The organism is Helicobacter suis, from assembly GCF_902196125.1.
GTDB lineage: Bacteria > Campylobacterota > Campylobacteria > Campylobacterales > Helicobacteraceae > Helicobacter > Helicobacter suis_B.
On the sequence record NZ_CABIKG010000002.1, the window covers coordinates 1 to 22,254 of the forward strand.

Consider the following 22,254-nt stretch of genomic DNA (forward strand, 5'->3'; position numbering starts at 1 on the left):
TAGCCATAACCGCCTTAAAGCTAGAATCAAACTAGCTAAGCTACACAGAAAAATTAAGTTTTTAAGAACGGACTTTTTCTATAAACTAGCTAACTATTTGGCTAAACAATACACCCATGTTTTCATTGAGGATTTGAACATGAAAGCGATGTGTAAGCTGTGGGGTAGAAAGATTAGCGATCTAGCTTTTAGTGAGTTTGTAGCTATCTTAGAGAGAAAAATACAGGTGCACAAGATTGATAGGTTCTATCCAAGCTCTAAGACTTGTTCTAATTGTGGGACACTCAAAGAGGATTTAAGCCTAAAGGATAGGGTATTTAATTGCCACTCTTGTGGCCTTTCTTTGGATAGAGATTTAAACGCAAGTATTAATATTCATAGAGTTGGGGCATCAACTCTTAGAGTAGAGGCTGTAAGACCCGCCTAGCTGGCAAGCCTTGATGATCCTAGAATCCCCTAGCTTTAGCTATGGGGAGTATGTCAATTGCCCTAGAGTGTTAAGTGCTTTATTAATGTTGATGGTGTGCTTTTCAAAGTCTATATCGCCCCATTGCAAGGCTAGTATTTCACCCACTCGCATACCACTAAAGAAGGCTATTGTTAAATAGGTCTTTAAGTAGGGTTGATCACACCCTCTTAGGATTTCTAACACCCGATCTAAGCTAAAGACTTCAATTTTTCTAGGGGCTGGAGCAATTGTGATCTTTTGCTTGTAGTAGGGGGTCTTTTCTAACTGGCCTCTACTCACTGCAAACTCTAAAAAGCTTCTAAGTAGCGTGGTTAAGTGCACAATGCTATTTGTGTTGTAATTATTGTTGATAAGGCCTTTATAAAAGTTGCTGATGTGATCATGGTTTAGCTCAGCTGTGGGCATTTTCACATCTACTTCTAATAACTTCACAATGGCTTTAAGGCGCTTTTCTATGCTATATTGTGAGCTTTGCTTATAACCAATGTAGCGCTGCTTATATTCCTCTAGCGTGCTAGCTAGTGGTACTTCTAGCGGATCAATAAATCTTTTTCTAGCCTTTGCCGCCTTCACTCTGTCCTCTAGCTGATCTAGTGCTCTAGCGCGGTTTTTCTCTGTATCTTTTAGCTTTAGGCTTTTGCGTACTCGCTTGCCATCTTCTGTATAGTATTCAGCATAAAGCTGATCTTTTCGTGTGTATACACGCATGTAACTCCCTTGTTTTAAATTTGTTAAGGCTACTGGCCTTTGTGTGATCACTTAACCAACCGCTCCTACAAACCTATAAAACCCTATAAATCTATAGACTAAGAGCACGGAATTTTTGTTGTACTCCTGTTTCAATCATGGTTGGTTACTAGTTGACTTGTTTTTAAATCTGCTAATAGAGTTATCTATCCTCAGGGCTCAATTTAGCGGAGTTCCCTACTAAATGCTTAAACAGGTTTAATAGAAGAGATTAGCTTTTATTTTCTAAAGTTCAAAATATTCTGATTATGGTGGTTTATTTTATAAGCAAATGGATAGCCAAAGGGATATAATGGTTTGTTCTCCTGTATTAACGCCACATTTCCGCAAAACTCGTATCCACAATCCACCATCAATCTGATAACATCGCCAACGACATTTGTTTCCTTCTTGTTGACGGTAAAATCACTAATCACGATAGAACAGTATCTCCTACCTTTTAAAATTCTCTTGATTCCACCAAACAATGTGTACAAGGCCTTTAAAAAATCTCCATAAGTTTTTAAATTTTCTAAGTCTAGTCCACTGTTATTATAAGAGACAATCCCCAATCTTGCTCCATTTCTATATCCTTTTATACTCTTGTTACTCCTTATACCCTCTGATTTATTTTTTAAAATATTATAGTAGGGTGGGGAGGTAACTACATAATCTATGCTATCCTCCTGCAACTTTTTCACTAAATCTAAGTTATGGCCCAAAATATACTGGTAATGGTCATGTTCAATTGCACCCAGTGTACTCAGTCTATTTTTGGCCAACTGATAATACTCTTTACTTAAATCAAACCCAATACCATATCTCTCTAAGTTGTAAGCAGCAATTAAACTTGTCCCACTACCACAAAAGGGATCTAAAATAGTCATGCGTTTCTTTGTAAAAAGCTTGATGAGTTTCTCAATGTCTTTGACTAAAAAAGGTGCAGGATGTTTGAAAGCCTCCTTATCAAGCCCACATTTTTCACTAAACCAAAAGCTAGAAGTTAATTTGAGCCATTCCTTACCTGTTAAATCATTTAAAGTGTTGCGTTTATCGTACTTTCCTTCTGCATTACCCATTAATTGCCTTTAGATAGGTAGCTAAGTTTGGATTCTTGGTATGATTTAAGTTATCCACATCGCTATAGGTGATGTATTTCCAATTGTGATCTCTTATCGCTTTTGTCAATGTGTCTTTGAGTCTGAGTAATTCATCTTTTCTAGCATCAGGGATTACGATGATTTTATCTACATTGCTATGCAGAACAGAAGCTCTATGCAACGCTGTGATGATGTTAGTTGAATTCTCAACCTCAAATATACACTCAATTTTATTGTCCTTTATGAATATGATGTCAATCATTTCTGCTCGGCTTATAAAATATTGCTCTTGATTCAAGTTTGAAACTTCTTGCAAATCTAGGACATCACAAATACTCCTCAAATGTATCTCTTGTTCTTTAATCACGATTCTTTCTGGCTGTTCTCTCTTACCCACATAAATCTTATAGCCAAGTTTTTTGCCTATGTTGCCAATATGGTAAATGTATTCTGTGTGTTTGGTAGCTTGCAGGACACTTTCTGCGTCTTTGTTATAAACATAGCCACTACTTGACTTGAGGGCAAATTTTTTTAAACTTGCTTGGATACTGCTCTGTGTAGGTGTCAGACCATTAGGGAAGTTTTTGTAGATCGCTGCAAGTGCATCATCTAGTGTGATCAACGCTTTTGTTTTAAGCGCATACAGTATCACTTTATCTACTCGATCGCTCAATGGAACATGATAAAGGGAAATATGCTTATGAGGCTCTTTTAACCACCATAGTCCATCTACCTTGCTAGCCTTGCCGCGCTGATTTGTAATGATAAAAGTCTTTCCAATTTCAGCGGACAAGGCTTTTTTGATGTCGCCATCGCAGTCATGGCTAAAGATATAGCCGCTACTTGTAATTTCAGCTAGTATGGCATCAAATAAGATGACAAAAGGAGTGGGTTCGTTTCTAGCAGAAATGGCTCTTATGCCTATCTTTACTATCATCTTATTAAGATTATCTAAAGATTTGCTTTTATCTGGAGTTGTAGTTCTTTTGGTACATCTAATGTAAAAATCTGTACCAGAAGTTCCATATGGATTTGCCACAACAGACTCTCCACTACGCCTATTTTTCTGGTGAATCACCTTCTCTATGATAAAACCCGCATCTTGCAAGCTTCTAATAAAACAATTCCATATTTGAATATCCTTATTGTGGAATGTGATAACCATTTTTCCATTATCTTTAAGTACTCTGTGTAGCTGTTTTAGAGCATTTGTAAATTTTATGCCATAATTTTTCAAGTCAAATTTTTTGTTGATTGTGATCTCACTGTTAAAATCAATCTCTCCAAATTTAACGTCATATTTCTTCAGCCAAACTAACCATAGATAAGACAGATCAAAATACTGCACAAGCCCGCCATAAGGTGGATCTGTCAATATAAAATCCACCGAATTCTCACTAACATAGTCTGTTAAAGTCAAGACATTAACACTCCCGTATTTTAAGCTAAAGGCATTGTCTGATTTCCTCTTATTTGCACAAGCAACCCTTTTGAGCTTTATTTTGTTTTTATCTATGTAGGTATTTGAACATTTCAAGGCACTCTCAACAGACTGTTTACCAAAACAACTGTTATAAAAAACAATGAGTGGATTTTGCTCCATCTGCCTACTAGAACACACATAGGCACTTCTACCCCAGCTTGTGGAGAAGTTTCTACGTGCTTGTTCTCTTCTTGGTATATTCATTTTACAACATAGATGTGTTGCCATCAAGAAACCAAATACTAAGAATTTCTTGATGTCCTTATCCTTAACTTTTAGAATTTTACTAAATACCAATGATAGGACATAAAGATTTCTCTTTGTCCAAATAAATTTAAAATTATTCCCCCCTATTTTTTCAATAAAATTTGCCGTGAATGAATAGCTGTCTAAAAATTCTTCGTCTATATAGTCCAATCCTAATTTTTGTAGATTGATTGTCTTTGCAAACAATAGCGCTTCTAAATCTTGCTGTATCTGTACTCTGCGCGTACTATTTTTAAATTTATATTTTTTGTATTCACTCAGACACACTTCGTAAATCTCGTTTTTATCGTATTTGATATTGTGGATAATGCCATCATACTCCCACAATTTTTTATAATATTCATCATCTCTCACACTAGCAACAATTTCTAACGCTACTTTTTTAAAACTATCATGATCAAAATCTGAAGTATAAACCTCAATAAAAAATGAACTCAATGGGTTTAGATCAAAACAAATGGCCTTTCTATTAGCTCTTAATGCTTCAATTGCAGACATCCCACTACCACAGAATGGGTCCAAAAATACGCCATCTGGAGGTGTGAATGCTTGAATGTATGCATGCCAAATATTATGGGGCTTCTTACCCCAATACTTCATTGCCGTATAAACTGCGGGGCGTTTGCTCTCAACAAGCGCATTATTAATAGGATTTTCTAACATCTAGTGTCCTTTTGTCTATAAATTCTACAAACTCGCTGGTGTGGCTGGTTTTTTATGCTATTACAGCAGTCTTCTTTCCACTTGTATTAACTAAAGATATGTCAAAGAATAAGCAGGTTGTTCCCAACACATCTTAGCATAGGTGTTAGCATAGCCAGATTTAGGGCGCAGTGTTGGGGGTAAGTCTCTTTTATCTTGCTTTTAAATATTTCATGATCGCGATGAGTTGTGGGTTATTCTTAGGACTGGCATGTTCGCACAGCAAATCGCCACGCACACAAACTCTAAAAAGAAATTGTTAGCAAATTGATAGGAGTAATCACCACTTTCACCACTTTCAATGCATGGTAGATCATCTATGGCAAGTCTAAGAGTAATGCAATTTTAAATTGTATCACTTTATTTTATGCCACATCACAGAAGTATCGCTTGGACAAGACAAGCCCCCACACTCGCTAAAACAATCCCTTTTTAAAACTAAGCTTGCTGTTAAATTAAAATTTGCCCTATAACCCTTCTATCAAATCCACACTAAAGACAAACCTACTAACACCAACAAACCTAGCAACCGCCTAATTTGTCCTAAAAATGTCCCTATAAATCCTTAAAGGCTTAACAATGTACTAACGAAAATATTGTTATAGCGCTACAGACTCAAGCATGGTAATTTATAACCATGCTCTTTAATCCTCTACAAATGCGAAATGATCACCTCGCCAAATTCAGAACTAGAAACCTCGCTAGCTCCTTCCATCAAACGGGCAAAGTCATAAGTAACTTTTTTACTCGCAATGGCTCCTTGCATGCCCTTTACAATCAAATCAGCAGCTTCAATCCAGCCTAGATGGCGCAACATCATCTCCGCGCTTAAAATGATTGATCCGGGATTGACCTTATTTTGCCCCGCGTATTTAGGTGCGGTGCCATGTGTGGCCTCAAAGAGCGCGACGCTATCATTTAAATTAGCCCCCGGAGCAATGCCAATACCCCCCACCATAGCCGCTAGCGCATCTGAGATATAATCCCCGTTTAAATTCATGGTAGCAATCACATCATATTCTGCGGGGCGTAATAAAATTTGTTGTAAGAAGGCATCTGCAATCATGTCTTTAATCACAATTTCTTTACCGGTTTTGGGGTTTTTAAGGGTACACCAGGGGCCTTTATCTAGCAACTTAGCGCCAAATTCTCTTTGTGCTAGGGCATAACCCCACTTCATAAACGCCCCCTCAGTGTATTTCATGATATTGCCCTTGTGCACAAAGGTAAGACTATTCCTATTATTATCAATGGTGTATTCAATGGCTTTACGCACAAGTCTTTCTGTGCCCTCTAGGCTGATAGGCTTGATACCAACGCCACTAGTATGGGGGAAACGGATTTTAGAAACTTTGAGTTCTTCTTGTAAAAATTTGATGAGCTTTTTGGCCTCTTGACTGCCTTGAGCAAACTCAATACCTGCATAGATGTCTTCGCTATTTTCTCTAAAGATAACCATATCCACTTTGCCCGGCTCTTTAACTGGACTAGGGCTACCATACCAACGCACAGGTCTTAAGCACACATAAAGGTCCATTTTTTGGCGCAAAGCCACATTTAAAGAGCGAAAACCCTCCCCCACAGGAGTGGTCAAAGGCCCCTTAATAGAGACTTTAAAATGGTTGATCGCCTCAATGGTATCGGGCAATAGCCATTGTTCCTCTGGAGTGAGCGCGCTCTCATTTTTAAATTTGTTATAGCACTTCTCGCCCACAAACACTTCATACCACGCAATTTTCTTAGCTCCCTTATAAGCTTTTTGCACGCTCGCATCCACCACCTTTTGCATCACAGGCGTAATATCCACACCGATTCCATCGCCTTCAATAAAAGGAATAATGGGGTTATTTGGCACATGCAATTTATCCTCTTTAAAAGTAATGGCCTCGCCCTCTGTAGGCTGAGATAGGTATTTTGGGTTATAAGACATGAAAAACTCCTTGAAAATAGTATGCCTGACATTGTAGCACAAAGCTAGTTTAAAATCTTTTGGCTAAAATGGGGCTTTTTAAGCAGGGGAGCGTTTATGGCTGGTGAAGTGAGTTTGGATTTGGCAGATTTAATAACCTTCAGCAGAAATCCCACCCGTCTTTAGCGGGTGGGATGAATGCCACCTACCCTTGATTCTCTATATATCTTTTGATGGTTTCTGGATTAGCCTCTCCTATGGAACAAGCAAAAAAACCATCTGTCCAAAAAGTTCTCTTGTTCCAAAAATGCCTTCTCAAGAGTGGAATAAATCTAGACTCTCTCCAAATTCTATAGGTGGTTATCTGCTTGATTCTTAGTATTATTGAGCTAATAGAGATTCTAGGGATATACTGAATCATCAAGTGTAGATGGTCTTTATCTGTTTCCATTGCTATAATGAGAAAATCTGAATTTTTCTCTATTTCCTCAACTATAGATTTTATAAAAGTAGCTATCTCTCCTATGAGTAACTTTTTTCTATATTTACACACCAAAATCAAATGAGCTTTTAGATTGTGCTTACTTCTATTGGTAGATAAATAGCCTTTCAGCTTATAGTGGTTTTCTTTCATTAACTTAACAAACCTCTTGGAGTTAGTTTTATACAGTTATTATATGATTGTTGTATAATAATATAAAATAATTAAGGGAATAAAAAATTGCTTAGGGCAATGAAATTTAGAATTTATCCCAATGCTGAACAAAAGGTATTGATGCACAAGCACTTTGGTTGTGCTAGGGTGATTTACAATTATTTCCTAGAATACCGCCAAAAGCAATATGCATTGGGCATTAGAGAAAATTACTTTAGCATGCAAAAGGTGCTCACTACTCTTAAAAAACAAGAGGCTTATTCTTATTTGAATGAGTGCAACTCTCAAAGCTTGCAAATGGCATTAAGACAACTCACTACTGCTTTTGATAGGTTTTTCTCTAAACTAGCGGATTATCCTAGATTCAAATCTAAAAAATATGCCAAGCAGTCTTTCTGTATCCCCCAACACTTAGAAATAAATCTAGAATCTAATCAGATTAGGTTGCCAAAATTCAAAGAACCCATCAAAGCCAAGTTCCATAGATTTTTGTCTAAAAACTTTGCAATCAAACAAGGCTTTATCTCTTGCGTGACGGATAGATACTATTTTTCTGTAAGCTATGAGGATAACAAACCTATACCCAAGCCTAAAGTTATTCAAAAAGCTGTAGGCTTGGACATGGGTTTAGAATCTTTGGTGATAGCCAGTAATGGCGTGTTCTATCCCTATAAAAAGTTTTTCCAAAATCTACAAATTAAACTCATCAAAGCCCAAAGGAGGTTATCTAAAAAGCTAAAAGGTTCACACAACAGCAGAAAACAAATAAAGAAAGTGGCACAAATCCATGCTTCTATCAGGAATAGCAGAGAAGACTACTTGCATAAAATCAGTAACGAAATAACCAATCAATACGATCTTGTTGCAGTAGAAACCTTGAGAGTTAGAAACTTGGTTAAAAACCATAAACTGGCTAAGGGTATTGCCAATGCTAGCTGGTCTAGGCTTGTTAGTCTATTAGAATACAAAGCTAGCTGGAAAGGTAAAACTCTACTTAAGATTGATCAATACTTCCCTAGCTCTCAAATCTGCTCTACTTGTGGAAGTAATACAGGTAAAAAGCCACTGCATATTAGAAATTTTGTCTGTCCTTGTTGCAAAACACGCCACCATAGAGACCTAAATGCGAGTATCAATATTAGAAACTATGCTTTAGGTATGCTAGATGATAGGCATGCAATCAAGGTAGACAAAACTAGGGTAGGGATTACCCGAAGTTACGCTTGTGGAGATTCCTCTAATGGGGTAGTAACTCAGTATGGTTTATTACTAGATACTACTAGTTATGGATCGTTGAAACAAGAAGCCCACCCGTCTTTAGCGGGTGGGTGATTCACTGTCTAAGGCTTTGGGGCAAGTGAAAGAAAACACCGCGCATGAAAGCCATGTACTCAATGTTTTAATCGCAGGTGGCACGGGCACGGGCAAAAGTACCTTGATCAATGTTGTCTTTGGTGAGGAAGTCGCTCGCACGGGACAAGGCGCGCCCATCACCCAAAAAATAGAGTGTTACAAGCAAGAGGGCTTAACAATCTATGACACAAAGGGGCTTGAGATGAAAGACTTTAGCACCACAAAGCAAGAGATTAACAATTTTTTGGAATGCAAACGCCAGCAAGATGCTAACAAGCAAATCCACATTGCATGGATGTGTATCCAAGAGCCAGCAAGGCGCATTCAAGAGGGCGAAGTGGAGCTTTACCACTTGTTAAAAGAGCATAAAGTCCCTACCATCGTGGCAATCACCAAAGCCCAGCAAGACAAGGATAACAAGGGGGAGAAGTTTTCTAGTGTGGTGCAAGAGTGCTTTAAGCTTGATGAGGCACATTTACAAAGGGTGCGGGCTTTGGAAGTACAAGACGATGAGGGGGAAGTTAAACCAATCATGGGGGTTGATCAGCTCATGGAGAAAACCAAAGCCCTTTTACCCCAAGGGCTCAAGGCAGCGTTTAATCGCAAACAAAAATACGACCTAGAATTGCGCCGCAAACAATGCAAAGAAGACGCACACAAGGCAATCGTGGGCTACACCACAGGTGCGGTTGCTATAGGCGCGACCCCGATCCCCTGCTCTGACTTTGTCCTACTCGCCCCCACGCAAATTGCCATGATCATGCACATTAGCAAGATTTACGGGCTAGAGATTTCTACACAAAACGCTGAAAAACTCTTGGGGGTCTTTGTGGGCGTGCTAGGCGTGGGCTATGTGGTGAGAACGGCTGTGGGTGGCGTTTTAAAGTTTATCCCCGTAGCTGGTAGCGTGGTCGGTGGCGCGATTAACGCCACAGCAGCTGGGGGCACAACGACTTTGATGGGTAAGGCGTATGTGGCGTATTTGGACGCAAACATTGAGGACTTAGAAGGGGCAATACAGGGTTTTAACGCTAAGGTATTTCAAAAATACCTAGATATGGTAAAATCCGTAAAGTCCTATGTTTAGAAACCCTATTTTAATCTTAAGGCAAGTATAATCTAGTCTAAAACACGAAAGGAAAGTCATGTCTATTACGCTGATTAATAATGAGACCAATGAAAAATTTGAGTTTGAAACTATCGCACGCACAAGAGGCCCTCTGGCGGTGGATTTTTCTAAGCTGTATGAAACTGCTGGGATCGTCTCTTATGATCCGGGTTACTCTTCTACGGCTGGATGCCAGTCTACTATTAGCTATATTGATGGCAAAAAGGGTGAGCTTTACTATAAGGGTTATCCCATTGAGGAACTAGTAGCCAAGTATAAATATGTAGATGTGTGTAAACTTTTACTTACCGATGAACTACCTAAAGATGAGGAAGAGTCTTTAGCCTTTGAATTAGAATTACGCCACAGAAGTTTTATCCACTCCACACTGATGAACATGTTTGCAGCCTTCCCCACCAATGCCCACCCTATGGCTAAACTTAGTAGCGGGGTTTCTATTTTAGCCACCCTCTATTTTGAACATGACACCATGAAAAATGAGGAGGATTACCAAACTATGGCTAGGCGTATTGTGGCTAAGATGCCTACTTTAGCAGCCATTTGCTACCGCAATGAAATTGGCGCGCCCATTATTTACCCTGATGTAGGCCGTAACTATGTGGAAAATATTTTATTTATGCTGCGGGCTTATCCCCATGAGCGCCTGCGCTACACCACAAAGGGCGAGACTGAGATCACTGCTTTAGAGGTAGAGGCCTTTGATAAGATTTTGACATTGCATGCTGATCACGGGCAAAATGCTTCCTCAACAACCGTGCGCAATGTTGCCTCTACAGGGGTACACCCCTATGCTGCTATTAGTGCGGGAATCTCTGCACTCTGGGGGCATTTACATGGCGGAGCGAATGAAAAGACCTTGATCCAACTCCAAGAAATTGGCGATGTGAAGAATGTGGATAAATACATTGCCCGCGCTAAGGATAGAAGCGATCCCTTTAGACTTGTAGGCTTTGGACACCGGGTGTATAAAAGTTATGATCCCAGAGCGCGGATTTTAAAACAGCTCAAAGATGATTTACAGGCTAGGGGCATTAAGATGAATCCAAGACTTGATGAAATTGCTGCTAAAATTGAAGAAGTTGCCCTTAAAGATGATTATTTTATTGAGCACAACCTCTATCCTAATGTAGATTTTTACTCAGGCACTATTTTAACAGCCCTTAAAATCCCCACCCGCTTTTTTACCCCCGTCTTTGTGATTGCGCGTACGGTGGGCTGGTGTGCCCAACTTCTTGAGCATGTCAAAAACCCCAAAGCGCGCATCACACGCCCAAGACAAGTTTATATGGGTAGATAGTTGTATACCCGTATTTTAGGGCTTTTTAGACCCGCTTCTTTTTTTGTTGCCTTGCTTTTTTATGCCATTATCTCTCTAATTATCTTCCATGTGCCCCTCTTGGACTACATTACAGATCACAAGGGGGGATTTGGTATTATTTTTGGTCTAAGCATTGCTTATATCTGCACCACTAACATGGTTTTAGTGGCACTCTCTTGCTTAGGTCTTAAATTTTTGCGCATAAGCTTAGCTTTTTTAACTTTCTGTAATGGGGTGGCACTCTACTTTATAAAAACCTACCATGTGTTTTTAACCAAAAGCATGATGGGCAATGTTTTACACACAAATTTTCTTGAAACCAGAGATTTATTAGGTTTGCATCTGTGGTTTTTTGTGTTTTTAGGTTTGGCTTTAGGGAGTTTGTTTTTTTTTATCCCATCAAGAATACAACCCTTAAAAATAAAGCTCTTATTTTTCTAGGTTCAGCCTTGCTCTTTTTTATCTGGAGTTTTACCCACGCCAAGCAGTGGCTTTTTTTAGACAAGCATGCTAAATACATAGGGGGGTTAACTCTACCCTACAGCTATAGCATCAATCTTATCCGTGCTGCTTTTAACTCTTTTAACACCTCCCCCCCTAAACTCTTTTCTAATGCTAAGGCGCAAAGTAAAAACCAAGTCGTGGTTTTAGTCATTGGGGAGAGTGCTAGACGGGCAAATTATGGCATTTATGGCTATAACAGACCCACCACACCCAAATTACAAGCACGGTTAAATAAACATGAAATCCTAGCCCTTAAAGCTACTTCTTGTGCCACTTATACCACAGCTGCGCTAGAGTGTATGCTCACCTCTAAAGAAGGCTATGAAAATTTACCCTCTTTTTTGCACAGGCAGGGGGTTAGTGTGGTGTGGTTAAGCCTTAATAATGCTGAACCACCCATGCGCATTGATTGGCATCCTAAAGAATACAAATGGCAAGATTGGCTACACTCTTTAGGCGTGCCTCCCCCCTTAAATTTTGATCAAGCGTTAGCAAAATCTCTACCCTTTTTACTCAAGCGCTATCAAGATAATCTTTTAGTGGTTTTACACCTCAAGGGCTCCCATGGCCCACTTTATGTAGATAAAGTGCCCCAAAATTTTGCCCCCTTTAAGCCCATTTGTACCCACAAAGAACCCCATACCTGTAGCCTTTCTAGTCTGATTAATGCTTATGATAACACCATTGCCTATAATGATTTTGTGCTTGATTTATTAATCCAAGAATTAAAGCAAAGCAAACGGCCCGCCTTACTCCTTTACATGAGTGATCATGGTGAGAGTTTAGGCGAACATGGCATGTATTTACACGGCACACCTTTTTTAATCGCCCCTGATTTCCAAAAGCAAATTCCCTTTATCATCTTTACCAATGGCTTTAAACCCTCCCACCTCCCCTCAAATCAAATTTCTTATACCCAAGATATGATTTTTTCAAGTATTTTAAATGCCTTTGGAATGCAAAAAAGCAACGCCTACAACCCCGCATGCGATCTATTCAAATGAAATTTAAAACCCTCTATCCACAAAGCTTTCCTAAACACCTCCCCATTAAAAGCCTAATCTGCTTCTTTTTAATCTTTCTTATCGGAGTGATTACCCCCTTTCCTAAAGTACCCAAACAAGAACGCGTACCTCTAGCTTTTGAAATCACAGAACACTACGCGCGTTTCATGCCTACTTTGTTTTCCTTTGCCTACCCCATATTTAAAAAAGATCCGGTAGGTTTGATTCAAATTATGCATGTCAGCATTGCCACCACCATTACTACACACTCTTTAAAATGGGCGCTTAATTCTGTAAACCTTTTTGATCGCCGTCTAGGGCAAAGGCCTAATGGGGGGAATAAAAACATGCCAAGTGGGCATTCCTCTATGATTTTTTGCGCGCTAGGCTTTTTGGTGCGCCGTTATGGCGCTCTTTGGCTGTGGTTTTTGCCCTTAGCCTTTTTAACTATGGGTGCGCGTATTTATTACAACGCCCACACTATCGGCGCGCTTTTAGCCGGTCTAGCTGTGGGGGTGATCTGTGCGCTTTTATTAAGTAGCCCTAAAGAAAAATCCAACTTTTAGCATAGTGATTAGCTTAGCTTAAAGTGCTAAAGATTTTCAAATAGGGCTTTTGTGCTTTGTTTAAAGTCTTTATAGGGCTATCCTATTTGCGTTTATAAATCTCTGGGTGGGTGGTTTTAAAACGCCTATGAAACCAAAACCAGCTTTCCGGGTGTTCTCTAATGATTTGCTCGCTTAAACTTGCTTGTGCCTGCGTGGCTTCTAAAATATCAGCTTGGCTATCCTCTGTATTTTTGGCTCTAATGGGAGGGTAGTAGCGCACATAGTAGTGGCTATAATCCTCATTAAAATCAATGATCACGGCTACAATATCTATATTAAAGCGCCGTGAGAGTAAAGAGGCAATAGTGGTGTGTGTGGCGTCCTCTCCAAAGAATTTAACCACCACGCCCTCCTTAGGCGAAATGTTTTGATCTATTAAAATCCCCACTAAACCCCTGCCTTGATTATAAATTTTTAATAGTTCTTTAAACGCCCCTGTTTTATTGATAAAACGCACCCCAAAATCCTCGCGGTGTTTGATCAAAAGGCGATTAATCGCCTCAAATTTGGTCAGACGCCCCAAAGATCCGCGATCATATTGGCTATAATACTGCGCCAAAGATGTCCCCACCGCCTCCCAGTATCCAAAATGCATGCCCATTACTACCGCTTGGTTATTTTGCTCTAAAGACTTGAGTACATTTTCCTCATCAATGCGGGTAAAACATGCATCATAAATATCTTTTTTTAAAAACACCACCCGCATGCTCTCTAAAATCATAAAAGCAAAATTAGAATAACCCCGCTTGATAATGGCTTGTTTTTCAGCCTCGCTTAAGCTATCTTTAAAGGCAAAATCTAAATTAGCTTTGGCATCAAAATAGCGCCGTCTATCTAGTTTAGCTAACACAAAACCCACAAAATGCACACAACCCACAAACCAGCGATGGGGGATCTTAGCCAAACAAAAACCTAGTAGATTTGTGATCCATTCAAGCGCATAGATACAAAAAATCCGCCCCTCTTTTTTTAACACTTCTTTCATACTTTCCTTTCTAAAACCTGTAAAATCGCTTCTTTAATTGCAATAGGGGGGATTTCTTGGATAGAAAAATCCTTTTTATCGTAGTTAGCTTTGGAGTTGGCACATAAATAAACATGCCCCTCTCCTTCTAATTTAAAGCGCTCAGGGGGGGTGTTGCCATAAAGAGTTACTGAGGGGATATTAAGCGCCCAAGAGAGGTGTACTATGCCTGTATCCCCACCCACCACTACAGACATCTGTATCATCACAGATTTAATCTGATCTAAAGTAAGAGGGGGGAGTAATTGTGTGGGCAAATGGGGGCTAAGTTTTTCATAGAGTTTCTTAGCTTGCTCTCTTTGCTTATGGGCTAAAAGCCATATCTCTAGCGCATACTCTTTTAAAGCAAGCCCTAATGTATAAAAACACTCTAAAGGATAGGTTTTATTAGGCCTAGAGGTTTCAAGTACAAAGAGTACCTTTTGAGAATCCTTTTTAGTAAAATCTAAAGGGGGGTAGGGAGGGCAGAAAAAAGCTTGTTGTCTGTTTTGCAAACAATCTTGCCAATTACAAGGTGGGTAGAGGAGATTAAAAGCCTCTTGCAAGATTTTTTGGTTGCGCTTAAGAATGTGTTGTTGGTAGGCAATGTTAACTGTATGGCTGTAAAACAAACTAGCTAGTGATTCTCTAATAGATTGCCTATCAAAGCCTATAAATTTTTTCTTTCTTAAAAAAAAACCCAGTAGGGCAGATTTGATCAAACCTTGCATGTCAATGACTAAATCAAAGATGCCCAAATGGTGCAAACTTTTATAAAAGCGCCAGATTTTTAAAGGGTTTTTAGAGTGCAGGGTTTTTTTATAAGGCAGGGCGTGTAAAACATCAAGGCAGGGGCAGTTTTTTAAAAGGGGCGCAAAGGTTTCATCAATAAACCAGTGGATTGTTACTCTGTAGCGTTCTTTAAGAAAGGGCAAAAAAACAGCGCTTAGTACAACATCGCCCAAAGAAGAAAGCCTAATAATGGCAACGGTCATACAAACTCAATAGAAAGATCAACGGGCTTAACAAGCTTACCCACCATTTCTTGACATAAATAAGGATCGCTTTGGCAGTGAATCTTGAGGGTTTTATGCTGGAGGCTGTAGTGTATTTTAGGGAGGCGAATCACACATAGGCTCTCTGCTAGGCCTAAAAGAAAGCTAAGCCACTGCAAGGTGAGAATGGGGGGCATGATGGCGCTTAAATGGGCGATATTGCTATCTTTAGGGATTTTTTTATGGCTAAATTGTACTAAAAGACAAATAATTGCCCTATCTTGGTGGGAAAAGCCATAACTTAAAGCGTTTAAACTCAAATAAGCGCTGTGTTTGTGGGCGTTGTAGAAATTTAAGATTTTACCAATGCTAGAGAGTTGCCCGGCGATTTTGAGGTGGTAGAGGTATTTTTCATCTACGCCATGTAAGGGTTTGAGGGCTTCAAATAATTTAGTGCATTCCTTTTTGACCTCTTGGCTGTGTTTGGAGTGGGGTAAAAAGCGATCAAGCAAGGAGAGTAAGGAGGGGTTAATGCCCTTTGGAAAGCTATGATTATGCGATCTAAGCATATCGCTTAAAAACACGCCTTCTCTAACCCCCACCCCGCTAGCCACCACCATACTTGCTTTAAAATGCTCTAAAAGCATGGTAAAAATAAGTGTCCCGCTTCTAATGCTATCAATGCGATCCTCTCCTACTCCTAACTCCTCTAACTCTGTATCTGAACTTGTGATGATTTGACTTAAAAGCTTAAGATTGGGGGCAACCTCCATTTCAAAGCCATGTACAATTTCAATAGGGTAGTTACTCTGCAACATCACCACTTTAGCTAAAGCGCGAATCGTCCCGCCCACACCAAAGATACAGGTTGTTTTAAAATTAGAGGGGATTTTGGCAAATTCCATGCGGATAAAATCTCTAGCCAAACTTAAATTACTTTTCTTATCAAAGAAGAGTTCTTTTAAGCGAATCGTGCCTAAGTTAAGCGAAATTAAACCCTTGATCTTGCCATTTTCAATTAGAGCACATTCAGTACTCCCCCCGCCAATATCAATAGTAATCCCGTCTCTGCGGTGTAATAAATTTGCGCAAGCAACCCCCCCATAAAAGGCTTCCTTAGCCCCATCAATGACTCTAACCTGCAAACCACACACCCGTTTAACTAAAGCGATAAATTCTTGAGCATTGGGCGCATCGCGCACCGCAGAAGTGGCTACGCATAAAATCTTGCGGCTTTTATATTTTTGCGCAATTTCTTTAAAATCATTTAATGCCCGCAAAGCGCGCTTCATGGGGTTTTTTTGTAAAACACCTTTGTGTTCGTAAGTACTCTGAGAAATGCGCACTTTAGACTTGATCTCATAGAGTAGATAAAATCCAAACTGGCTAGTTTTTTTAAAAATGGCCATGCGTACAGAGTTTGAACCAATATCAATAACCGTGGTAACCTTTGCCATGAAGGGTTAGATTTTTTCTTGGAGAGTCTGGTATTTGTACTGGAGTTCCTCTTGGCTTTCTGTATTGTGTGGATCAAGAATGATCGCATCTACAGGGCACACACTCACACAACCGGGCTCATCGCTATAACCCACGCATTCTGTGCAACGATCTGGATCAATGCTATAAATCGGATCGTCTTGATCAATGGCCTCTGTGGGGCATTCCTCGCGGCAAGCATCACAGGCGATACATTCTTGATTAACTAGTAAAGACATATAAAACTCCTTATAAATTTTTAGGGATTTTCAAAGACAATAGACAAACTCACCCCCACTAAAGCCTTTTGGCAGGCTTGGGGTTTTTTAATGCCCATGTCAATTTTATTAATGACAGGAAAACACTGCTTAAGCCAGCTTGTGATTTCTAATAAAGCCTCTTCTAAAAGCCCATAATGGGCTGTGGCAAACTTATTTTGTACCACCTCTAAAACATCCATGTAGTCTAAATATTGGGGGGCTTTTTGCTCTTTAGCAGGTGTGTAGTGATAATCAATGCACAAATCTACAACAATGGGTTGGGGGTTTTTTTGTTCGCTCTCAAGAGTGCCAATAATCACCTCTAGTTGGTAATCTTCTATATGCAGCGTCATTTAAGTCAAAGTACCTTTTTTTCTTGCCCGCTTAATAGTTTTAATAAATTAGGCCAGTGCTTATAAAGCGTGATACAAAAAACAAGCACCATAGGGGTTTGTGTGCCTACTTGATTTAGAATATTAATAGAGGCGGGTAAACCTAGCTTTGGCAAAAAGAAAATAAGAAGAGTCGCGCTACCCACCCCTACAATGGAGGCTAAAGAGGAAATTTTTAACACCTTGCCAACAAAGGCCCAAAGAGCCAGCCCTAATAAACTCTCTACTGGGATTAATAGTACCACTGCGCCCATTGTGGTACTCACACCCTTACCCCCGCTAAAGTTTAAATAGGGTGAGTAACAATGCCCTATAATGGTTAAAATAGCCACCATCCACTGGGCTGAAAAATTAAGCCCGGCAAGTTTTGCAAGAAATACCGTAAACACCCCCTTTAACAAATCTAGCACTAAAACCGCTGTGCCCATTTTCTTGGCTTTAGAAGAATCAATGGTAGTTAATACGCGCATGACATTCGTCGCGCCAATGCCTTTACTCCCCTGTTTGGTAATATCTACATTGTAAAGTACTTTCATGATCACATAACCAAAAGGAATCCCCCCAATGAAATAACCCAGAGCGTAAAAAATCACATTGATATTAGTGATAAATATCAAGAAATTTTCCATCAACTACCTTTACTTAGATTGGGCGCATTATAACACATTTAAAAGGTGCGGGTATAAGGACCTGTGATCCACACACCCTGATTTCCTAATAAAAAATTGACTTTGTAACTTTCTTTAATCCCTTGCTTTTTATTCTTTAAAGTGTGTTTAATCGCTAGTTCTATGGGTGGGAGTTTTAGGGGAGTGTTAGCTTTAACTCTAAAGGCTAGAAAAAGCGGGCGGTTATGATTAAAATCCCAACCTGTGCGCCATCTGGGCAAAGTGGTTTGGCTTTTAAGCAAACGATTGCCCACCTGTACCTCAAAAGAGGCTAAATAGTAGGTGCCGGGTTCTAAAAGGCGGCTTTCAATCTTGGCTTTTTTGAAGGTATCTCTCCAGAGTAAAAAAAACCAGTTATTGCTCCCTAGCACAAATTCCTTTGAATTCTTTTCCCCTAGTTTGCGCCAATAAGTTTTGATCGCTGTGCCTTGATAGCCAATATCAAAAGTAACCAAACTAGCAACATGGGAGGGTTTAGGTGTACATCCAAAAAGCAATAAAATAAAACACAGATAAAATAATTTCATGCTCAAACTAGTGTAGCCTTTTTAAAGATTAGCCGCTATCAATTTCTTTTTAATTTTAAATCTTTGCTGGCTAAAAAAATATCCACCTCTTTAGCATGCCCTAGCAATAAAAGAATATCGCCTTGTTTGAGAATAAGAGGGGATTCTAAATTTAAATTGTACTCCCACTGGCTAGCATGTTTGAGGGCCACAACTTTGAGATCTGCTTTAAACGATTCTAGAAAATCTTGTAAGGCCATGTCTGCATGGGTTGTATCCACGCTTAAGCGCACCATACGCATATGAGTTGTGATTTCCATTACATCTAAAAGCGGGTTTAAACTTAATCCCTTCACCAATCTTTTAGCCGCATCTCTTTCTGGATAAATCACGCGATCGGTGCCAATTTTAGAGAGGATTTTTCCATGAATTAAGGTGGAAGCCTTTGCAATCACTTCAGAAACACCGCATTCTTTAAGAGCCATTACGCTTAAAATGGAGGCTTCTACATTTTGCCCGATACTCACAATAGCCGTATCCACTTGGGCAATCCCGGTATCTTTAAGCGCTACAATGTCTGTAGTATCAATAATAAAGAGATTATCACAAATCCCTCTAAAATTTTTAATGCTATCTTGATTAATGTCGGCTGCGACGACTTGTTCCCCATTTTCTATCAATCCGCGCGCTACATGCGATCCAAATTTGCCTAAACCTAAAACCGCATAAGTCTTCATAAAACCACTCCTTCTTCTGGATATTTAACGCTATGTGTCTTGCTTTTGCGCACCAAAGCCATGCTAAAGGCTAAAACACCCACCCTTCCCATAAACATTAAAACCATTAAGTATAGTTTACCAAAATGGCTAAAATTAGCCGCTAAAGAAAGATCGCCTCCATTGCCTGTACTAGCCCCTACTGTACCAAAGGCTGAACAAACCTCAAAAAGTAAATTGATAAAAAATTGATTGTGTGTATCCTCTGTAGCGCTTAAAATCATGATAGAGATAGTGATATAAAACATGGCAATGATGAAGATTAAAAAAGATTTTTTGATAAGTTCTTGGGGGATAGCGCGTTGGAATAAAACCACTTCTTTATCTTTAAGGGCGCAATAAGCATAAAGAAGTAGCAAAGTTAGGGTTGTAACTTTAATGCCCCCTGCTGTACTCCCCGGTGCTGCTCCAATAACCATGAGTAAGGCGCTAAAAAATAAGCTTTGATCATGCAAACCAGACATATCAATGGTGTTAAAACCTGCTGTTCTAAGATTAATGGATATGAAAAACACGCTCATGATTTTATGTGGCCAACTTAAAGTACCTATGCTAGTAGGATCGTTCCACTCAAAGAGCAATAAAACCGCCATACCAAGCAAAATACAAACACCCGTAGCGATGAGTACGATGCGCGCATGGACACTGAGTCGTGAGTGTTTGTTATAATTATAGCATTCATTCAACACCAAAAACCCTAGCCCCCCTAGAATGATCAACGCACAAATCACCAAATTCACCGCTACATTATCCCGGTAATCTGCCAAATTAGAGGAAAATATACTAAAACCGGCATTATTAAAAGCCGAGATTGCATGGAAAATCCCCGCCCAGAATGCTTGTTTAAAAGGCATTTTAAAGATAAAACAACCCGTTAAAACTAATGCCCCAATTCCCTCTATAACTAGAGTGAAAACAAAGATCTTTTTTAAATAAGAGACCACCCCTTGCATATTTGGATAATCTAAAGATTCCTTAAGTAAAAGCCGCCCTTTAAAATTAACCTTTTTACCAATGAGTAAAAGCAAGAAAGTAGCTAGCCCCATGTAACCAAAACCACCGGCTTGAATTAAGCCTAAAATTACAGCCTGCCCATAGCCTGTTAGATCGCTAGCCGGATTAATTGTAATGAGCCCGGTTAGACAAACCGCTGAGGTGGCCGTGAAAAAGAGATCTAAAAAGGCGATGGGCTTAGTGTGCATAGGGGCAAGCCCAAGCAAAATAGCCCCAGTGAGAGCTAAGAATACATAGCTGATAACAATGCTTCCAAAGATTTTATTCACAACCGCTATTCAATCCTAGAATTAATGCGTGTTGAAAAATTCTTGGATTTGTGTATTTTGGTGGGTTTTTAATAAGGCTAGTTGCAATAGTATACGGGCTTTTTGGGCATTAAGATTATCAGGGGTAACAAAGCCATAAGCTAAATCATCAACTTCGCCTAACTCCACCACCCCACTCCCGGTACGGCTTGCGCGCACTACAACTATTCCTTGTTTTACAGCCTCTGCCATAGCCTCAAGCATAGCGCTACTAGGATTGCCATTACCCATACCAGCCACCACAACCCCCATAGCCCCTTGATTTATGGCTGCTTTTAATAAAGAAACACCACAGCCTACATGGGTATAAATTAGCCCAACTGGGGGGAGGGGCTCTAAACTAGTTAGGGCTAACTGGCTTTGTAAAGTGTGTTTTCTTAGAGGTTGCATGTAGAAATGTACTTTTGCATAATAAACACTCCCTATAGGTCCACAATTAGGCGAAATAAAGGTGTGTAAACTGCTAGTGTTAGATTTAGTTACTTCACGCGCTGCATGGATAGTATCATTCATAGCCACTAAAACCCCCTTGCCCGCACTCTCAGAGTGGGCGGCTATGGCTAGGGCGTTATAAACATTTAAAGGCCCATCTGCGCCCATGCTTGAGCCATTACGCATCGCCCCTACAAGTACCACAGGTTTATAAGTTTGCACGGTTAGATTAAGAAAATAAGCGCTCTCTTCCATAGAATCTGTGCCATGTGTGATCACAAAACCCTTTATATCTTCTCTAGCTGCTAGGGTGTGGATGCGCTCTAATAATTTAAACCAAGTATTTGTATCCATATCTTGCGAGCCGACATTGCTCACCTGCTGGCTTTCAACACATACCCCTTTTGGAATTTCTAAAGACCCAAGAATACTAGAAATATCCACCTTAGCACTCTTATAAGTCCCCCCAACAGGGCTATCCCCAGCCCCTGCAATTGTCCCACCTGTAGCCAATACCATTACTTTTTCCACGCATCAACTCCTTTTGGAAACGCATTCTATCTAAATACATTTAATTACAAAGGTTATACTAGGAAATTTCTAAAAACTTTTGGGTTGTTTTAAGTTGGCGCATTTGTAGACCTAAAGTTTGTTGTTCTTGCTTAAGACGCTCAATAGTCATGCCAATTAATGCCTTAGCGCTTTCTAAAACCTCCAAATCTAAACAGCTATGATCTAAAAAAGGGCAAGTCTCTACTAAATAGGAAGCTTTTTCTAAATTATCCTCTAGTAGCGCAATTTTAAGTTCATCGGCCCAATTCATTCTGGTGAATCTCCCTCCAAGCTTCTAATAGCCCTTTGGCTACGCGCATGACTAGATCGATCTTATTAGTATCATTTTCTACATTGGCTTGGGTGAGTACTTTAATTTGGTGGGTGTATAGCCCTGTTAAATACACCGCAACTTCCCCGCCCCTTTCATAATCTAGGATATTTAGAAGTTCTGTAAAAATATCCGTTACTTTATTGATGTAGGTAATTTTTCTCTCAATATCCTCTGCCTCAATATAACGCTTAGCTTGGGCGGCAAATTTTAAGATACCTTCATAGAGCATCTCAATGAGTTTAGCCGGAGATTCTACCGTTACGGCATTTTGCTGGTATAAGCTGTATGCATTTGCTTTAAACATCATTTTC

At 39.7% G+C, this 22,254-nt stretch carries 24 protein-coding genes; 7 read left to right on the forward strand and 17 right to left on the reverse strand.

Annotation, left to right across the window (positions count from 1 at the left end):
* On the forward strand, nucleotides 1-427 hold a 427-nt coding region (locus tag G6Q00_RS00770; protein WP_163531598.1), incomplete at its 5' end, for an RNA-guided endonuclease InsQ/TnpB family protein.
* 39 nt (nucleotides 428-466) lie between these two features.
* Here the strand turns inward: G6Q00_RS00770 and G6Q00_RS00775 are convergent.
* From G6Q00_RS00775 to tnpA, 5 genes are all read right to left on the reverse strand, one after another.
* Nucleotides 467-1,177 carry a tyrosine-type recombinase/integrase gene (locus G6Q00_RS00775; protein WP_163531599.1) on the reverse strand — a complete coding sequence of 237 codons (711 nt, stop codon included), beginning with the start codon at nucleotides 1,175-1,177 and terminating at the stop codon, nucleotides 467-469.
* A gap of 257 nt (nucleotides 1,178-1,434) precedes the next feature.
* Entirely contained in the window at nucleotides 1,435-2,274 is an 840-nt protein-coding gene (locus tag G6Q00_RS00780; RefSeq protein ID WP_163531600.1) for a DNA methyltransferase, read from the reverse strand.
* The gene (locus tag G6Q00_RS00785) at nucleotides 2,267-4,708 is read right to left on the reverse strand and encodes a DNA methyltransferase (protein ID WP_163531601.1); all 2,442 of its coding nucleotides are present in this window, start codon (nucleotides 4,706-4,708) and stop codon (nucleotides 2,267-2,269) included. The genes G6Q00_RS00780 and G6Q00_RS00785 overlap by 8 nt, the downstream gene beginning before the upstream one ends.
* A gap of 691 nt (nucleotides 4,709-5,399) precedes the next feature.
* A complete protein-coding gene (gene icd, locus G6Q00_RS00790; RefSeq protein ID WP_163498782.1) occupies nucleotides 5,400-6,677 on the reverse strand; it encodes an isocitrate dehydrogenase (NADP(+)) in 1,278 nt (425 codons plus the stop codon).
* A gap of 184 nt (nucleotides 6,678-6,861) precedes the next feature.
* The gene (gene tnpA / locus G6Q00_RS00795) at nucleotides 6,862-7,290 is read right to left on the reverse strand and encodes an IS200/IS605 family transposase (protein WP_163531602.1); all 429 of its coding nucleotides are present in this window, start codon (nucleotides 7,288-7,290) and stop codon (nucleotides 6,862-6,864) included.
* 87 nt (nucleotides 7,291-7,377) lie between these two features.
* Between tnpA and G6Q00_RS00800 the strand changes: the two genes are divergently transcribed.
* From G6Q00_RS00800 to lpxE, 6 genes are read left to right on the forward strand one after another with little or no spacing between them, the layout of a single operon-like run.
* Nucleotides 7,378-8,643: an RNA-guided endonuclease InsQ/TnpB family protein gene (locus G6Q00_RS00800; protein ID WP_163531603.1), complete on the forward strand. Its 1,266-nt coding sequence runs from the start codon at nucleotides 7,378-7,380 to the stop codon at nucleotides 8,641-8,643.
* Nucleotides 8,644-8,668: 25 nt separating this feature from the next.
* Nucleotides 8,669-9,751 (forward strand): YcjF family protein, encoded by a 1,083-nt coding sequence (locus tag G6Q00_RS00805; RefSeq protein ID WP_163531604.1) that lies wholly within the window; start codon nucleotides 8,669-8,671, stop codon nucleotides 9,749-9,751.
* A 58-nt stretch (nucleotides 9,752-9,809) separates the two neighbouring features.
* Complete coding sequence (locus G6Q00_RS00810; RefSeq protein ID WP_163531605.1) at nucleotides 9,810-11,090, forward strand: citrate synthase; 1,281 nt, start codon at nucleotides 9,810-9,812, stop codon at nucleotides 11,088-11,090.
* Nucleotides 11,091-11,552, forward strand: a complete 462-nt coding sequence (locus G6Q00_RS00815) for a phosphoethanolamine transferase domain-containing protein (RefSeq protein ID WP_163531606.1) — start codon at nucleotides 11,091-11,093, stop codon at nucleotides 11,550-11,552.
* Nucleotides 11,553-11,560: 8 nt separating this feature from the next.
* Complete coding sequence (locus G6Q00_RS00820; protein ID WP_240330906.1) at nucleotides 11,561-12,619, forward strand: sulfatase-like hydrolase/transferase; 1,059 nt, start codon at nucleotides 11,561-11,563, stop codon at nucleotides 12,617-12,619.
* Nucleotides 12,601-13,185: a lipid A 1-phosphatase LpxE gene (gene lpxE / locus G6Q00_RS00825; RefSeq protein WP_163531607.1), complete on the forward strand. Its 585-nt coding sequence runs from the start codon at nucleotides 12,601-12,603 to the stop codon at nucleotides 13,183-13,185. The genes G6Q00_RS00820 and lpxE overlap by 19 nt, the downstream gene beginning before the upstream one ends.
* Nucleotides 13,186-13,267: 82 nt before the next feature.
* On the opposite strand, the gene G6Q00_RS00830 is transcribed toward lpxE, so the two are convergent.
* The 12 genes from G6Q00_RS00830 to fliS all read right to left on the reverse strand — a co-directional run bounded on the left by G6Q00_RS00830 (nucleotide 13,268) and on the right by fliS (nucleotide 22,247).
* On the reverse strand, nucleotides 13,268-14,212 hold the full coding sequence (locus G6Q00_RS00830) for a lipid A biosynthesis lauroyl acyltransferase (RefSeq protein WP_163531608.1): 945 nt from the start codon (nucleotides 14,210-14,212) through the stop codon (nucleotides 13,268-13,270).
* Nucleotides 14,209-15,225 carry a lipopolysaccharide heptosyltransferase I gene (waaC, locus tag G6Q00_RS00835; RefSeq protein WP_163531609.1) on the reverse strand — a complete coding sequence of 339 codons (1,017 nt, stop codon included), beginning with the start codon at nucleotides 15,223-15,225 and terminating at the stop codon, nucleotides 14,209-14,211. Before waaC ends, G6Q00_RS00830 begins: the two co-directional genes overlap by 4 nt.
* Complete coding sequence (locus tag G6Q00_RS00840) at nucleotides 15,222-16,682, reverse strand: Ppx/GppA phosphatase family protein (protein ID WP_163531610.1); 1,461 nt, start codon at nucleotides 16,680-16,682, stop codon at nucleotides 15,222-15,224. The genes waaC and G6Q00_RS00840 overlap by 4 nt, the downstream gene beginning before the upstream one ends.
* 6 nt (nucleotides 16,683-16,688) lie before the next feature.
* Nucleotides 16,689-16,940, reverse strand: a complete 252-nt coding sequence (locus G6Q00_RS00845) for a YfhL family 4Fe-4S dicluster ferredoxin (protein WP_163498774.1) — start codon at nucleotides 16,938-16,940, stop codon at nucleotides 16,689-16,691.
* A gap of 20 nt (nucleotides 16,941-16,960) precedes the next feature.
* Nucleotides 16,961-17,314, reverse strand: a complete 354-nt coding sequence (locus G6Q00_RS00850) for a dihydroneopterin aldolase (RefSeq protein ID WP_163531611.1) — start codon at nucleotides 17,312-17,314, stop codon at nucleotides 16,961-16,963.
* 5 nt (nucleotides 17,315-17,319) lie between these two features.
* Nucleotides 17,320-17,982, reverse strand: a complete 663-nt coding sequence (plsY, locus tag G6Q00_RS00855; protein WP_163531612.1) for a glycerol-3-phosphate 1-O-acyltransferase PlsY — start codon at nucleotides 17,980-17,982, stop codon at nucleotides 17,320-17,322.
* Nucleotides 17,983-18,020: 38 nt separating this feature from the next.
* Nucleotides 18,021-18,548: a hypothetical protein gene (locus tag G6Q00_RS00860; protein WP_163531613.1), complete on the reverse strand. Its 528-nt coding sequence runs from the start codon at nucleotides 18,546-18,548 to the stop codon at nucleotides 18,021-18,023.
* A 38-nt stretch (nucleotides 18,549-18,586) separates the two neighbouring features.
* Nucleotides 18,587-19,264, reverse strand: a complete 678-nt coding sequence (locus G6Q00_RS00865) for a potassium channel family protein (protein WP_163498771.1) — start codon at nucleotides 19,262-19,264, stop codon at nucleotides 18,587-18,589.
* Nucleotides 19,261-20,586 carry a TrkH family potassium uptake protein gene (locus G6Q00_RS00870; RefSeq protein WP_240330907.1) on the reverse strand — a complete coding sequence of 442 codons (1,326 nt, stop codon included), beginning with the start codon at nucleotides 20,584-20,586 and terminating at the stop codon, nucleotides 19,261-19,263. Before G6Q00_RS00870 ends, G6Q00_RS00865 begins: the two co-directional genes overlap by 4 nt.
* A gap of 21 nt (nucleotides 20,587-20,607) precedes the next feature.
* Nucleotides 20,608-21,576, reverse strand: coding sequence for an asparaginase (locus tag G6Q00_RS00875; protein WP_205426441.1), 969 nt, complete (start codon nucleotides 21,574-21,576; stop codon nucleotides 20,608-20,610).
* A gap of 70 nt (nucleotides 21,577-21,646) precedes the next feature.
* The gene (locus G6Q00_RS00880; protein ID WP_163531615.1) at nucleotides 21,647-21,880 is read right to left on the reverse strand and encodes a hypothetical protein; all 234 of its coding nucleotides are present in this window, start codon (nucleotides 21,878-21,880) and stop codon (nucleotides 21,647-21,649) included.
* Nucleotides 21,864-22,247, reverse strand: a complete 384-nt coding sequence (gene fliS / locus G6Q00_RS00885; RefSeq protein WP_163531616.1) for a flagellar export chaperone FliS — start codon at nucleotides 22,245-22,247, stop codon at nucleotides 21,864-21,866. Before fliS ends, G6Q00_RS00880 begins: the two co-directional genes overlap by 17 nt.
* Nucleotides 22,248-22,254: the final 7 nt, after the last annotated feature.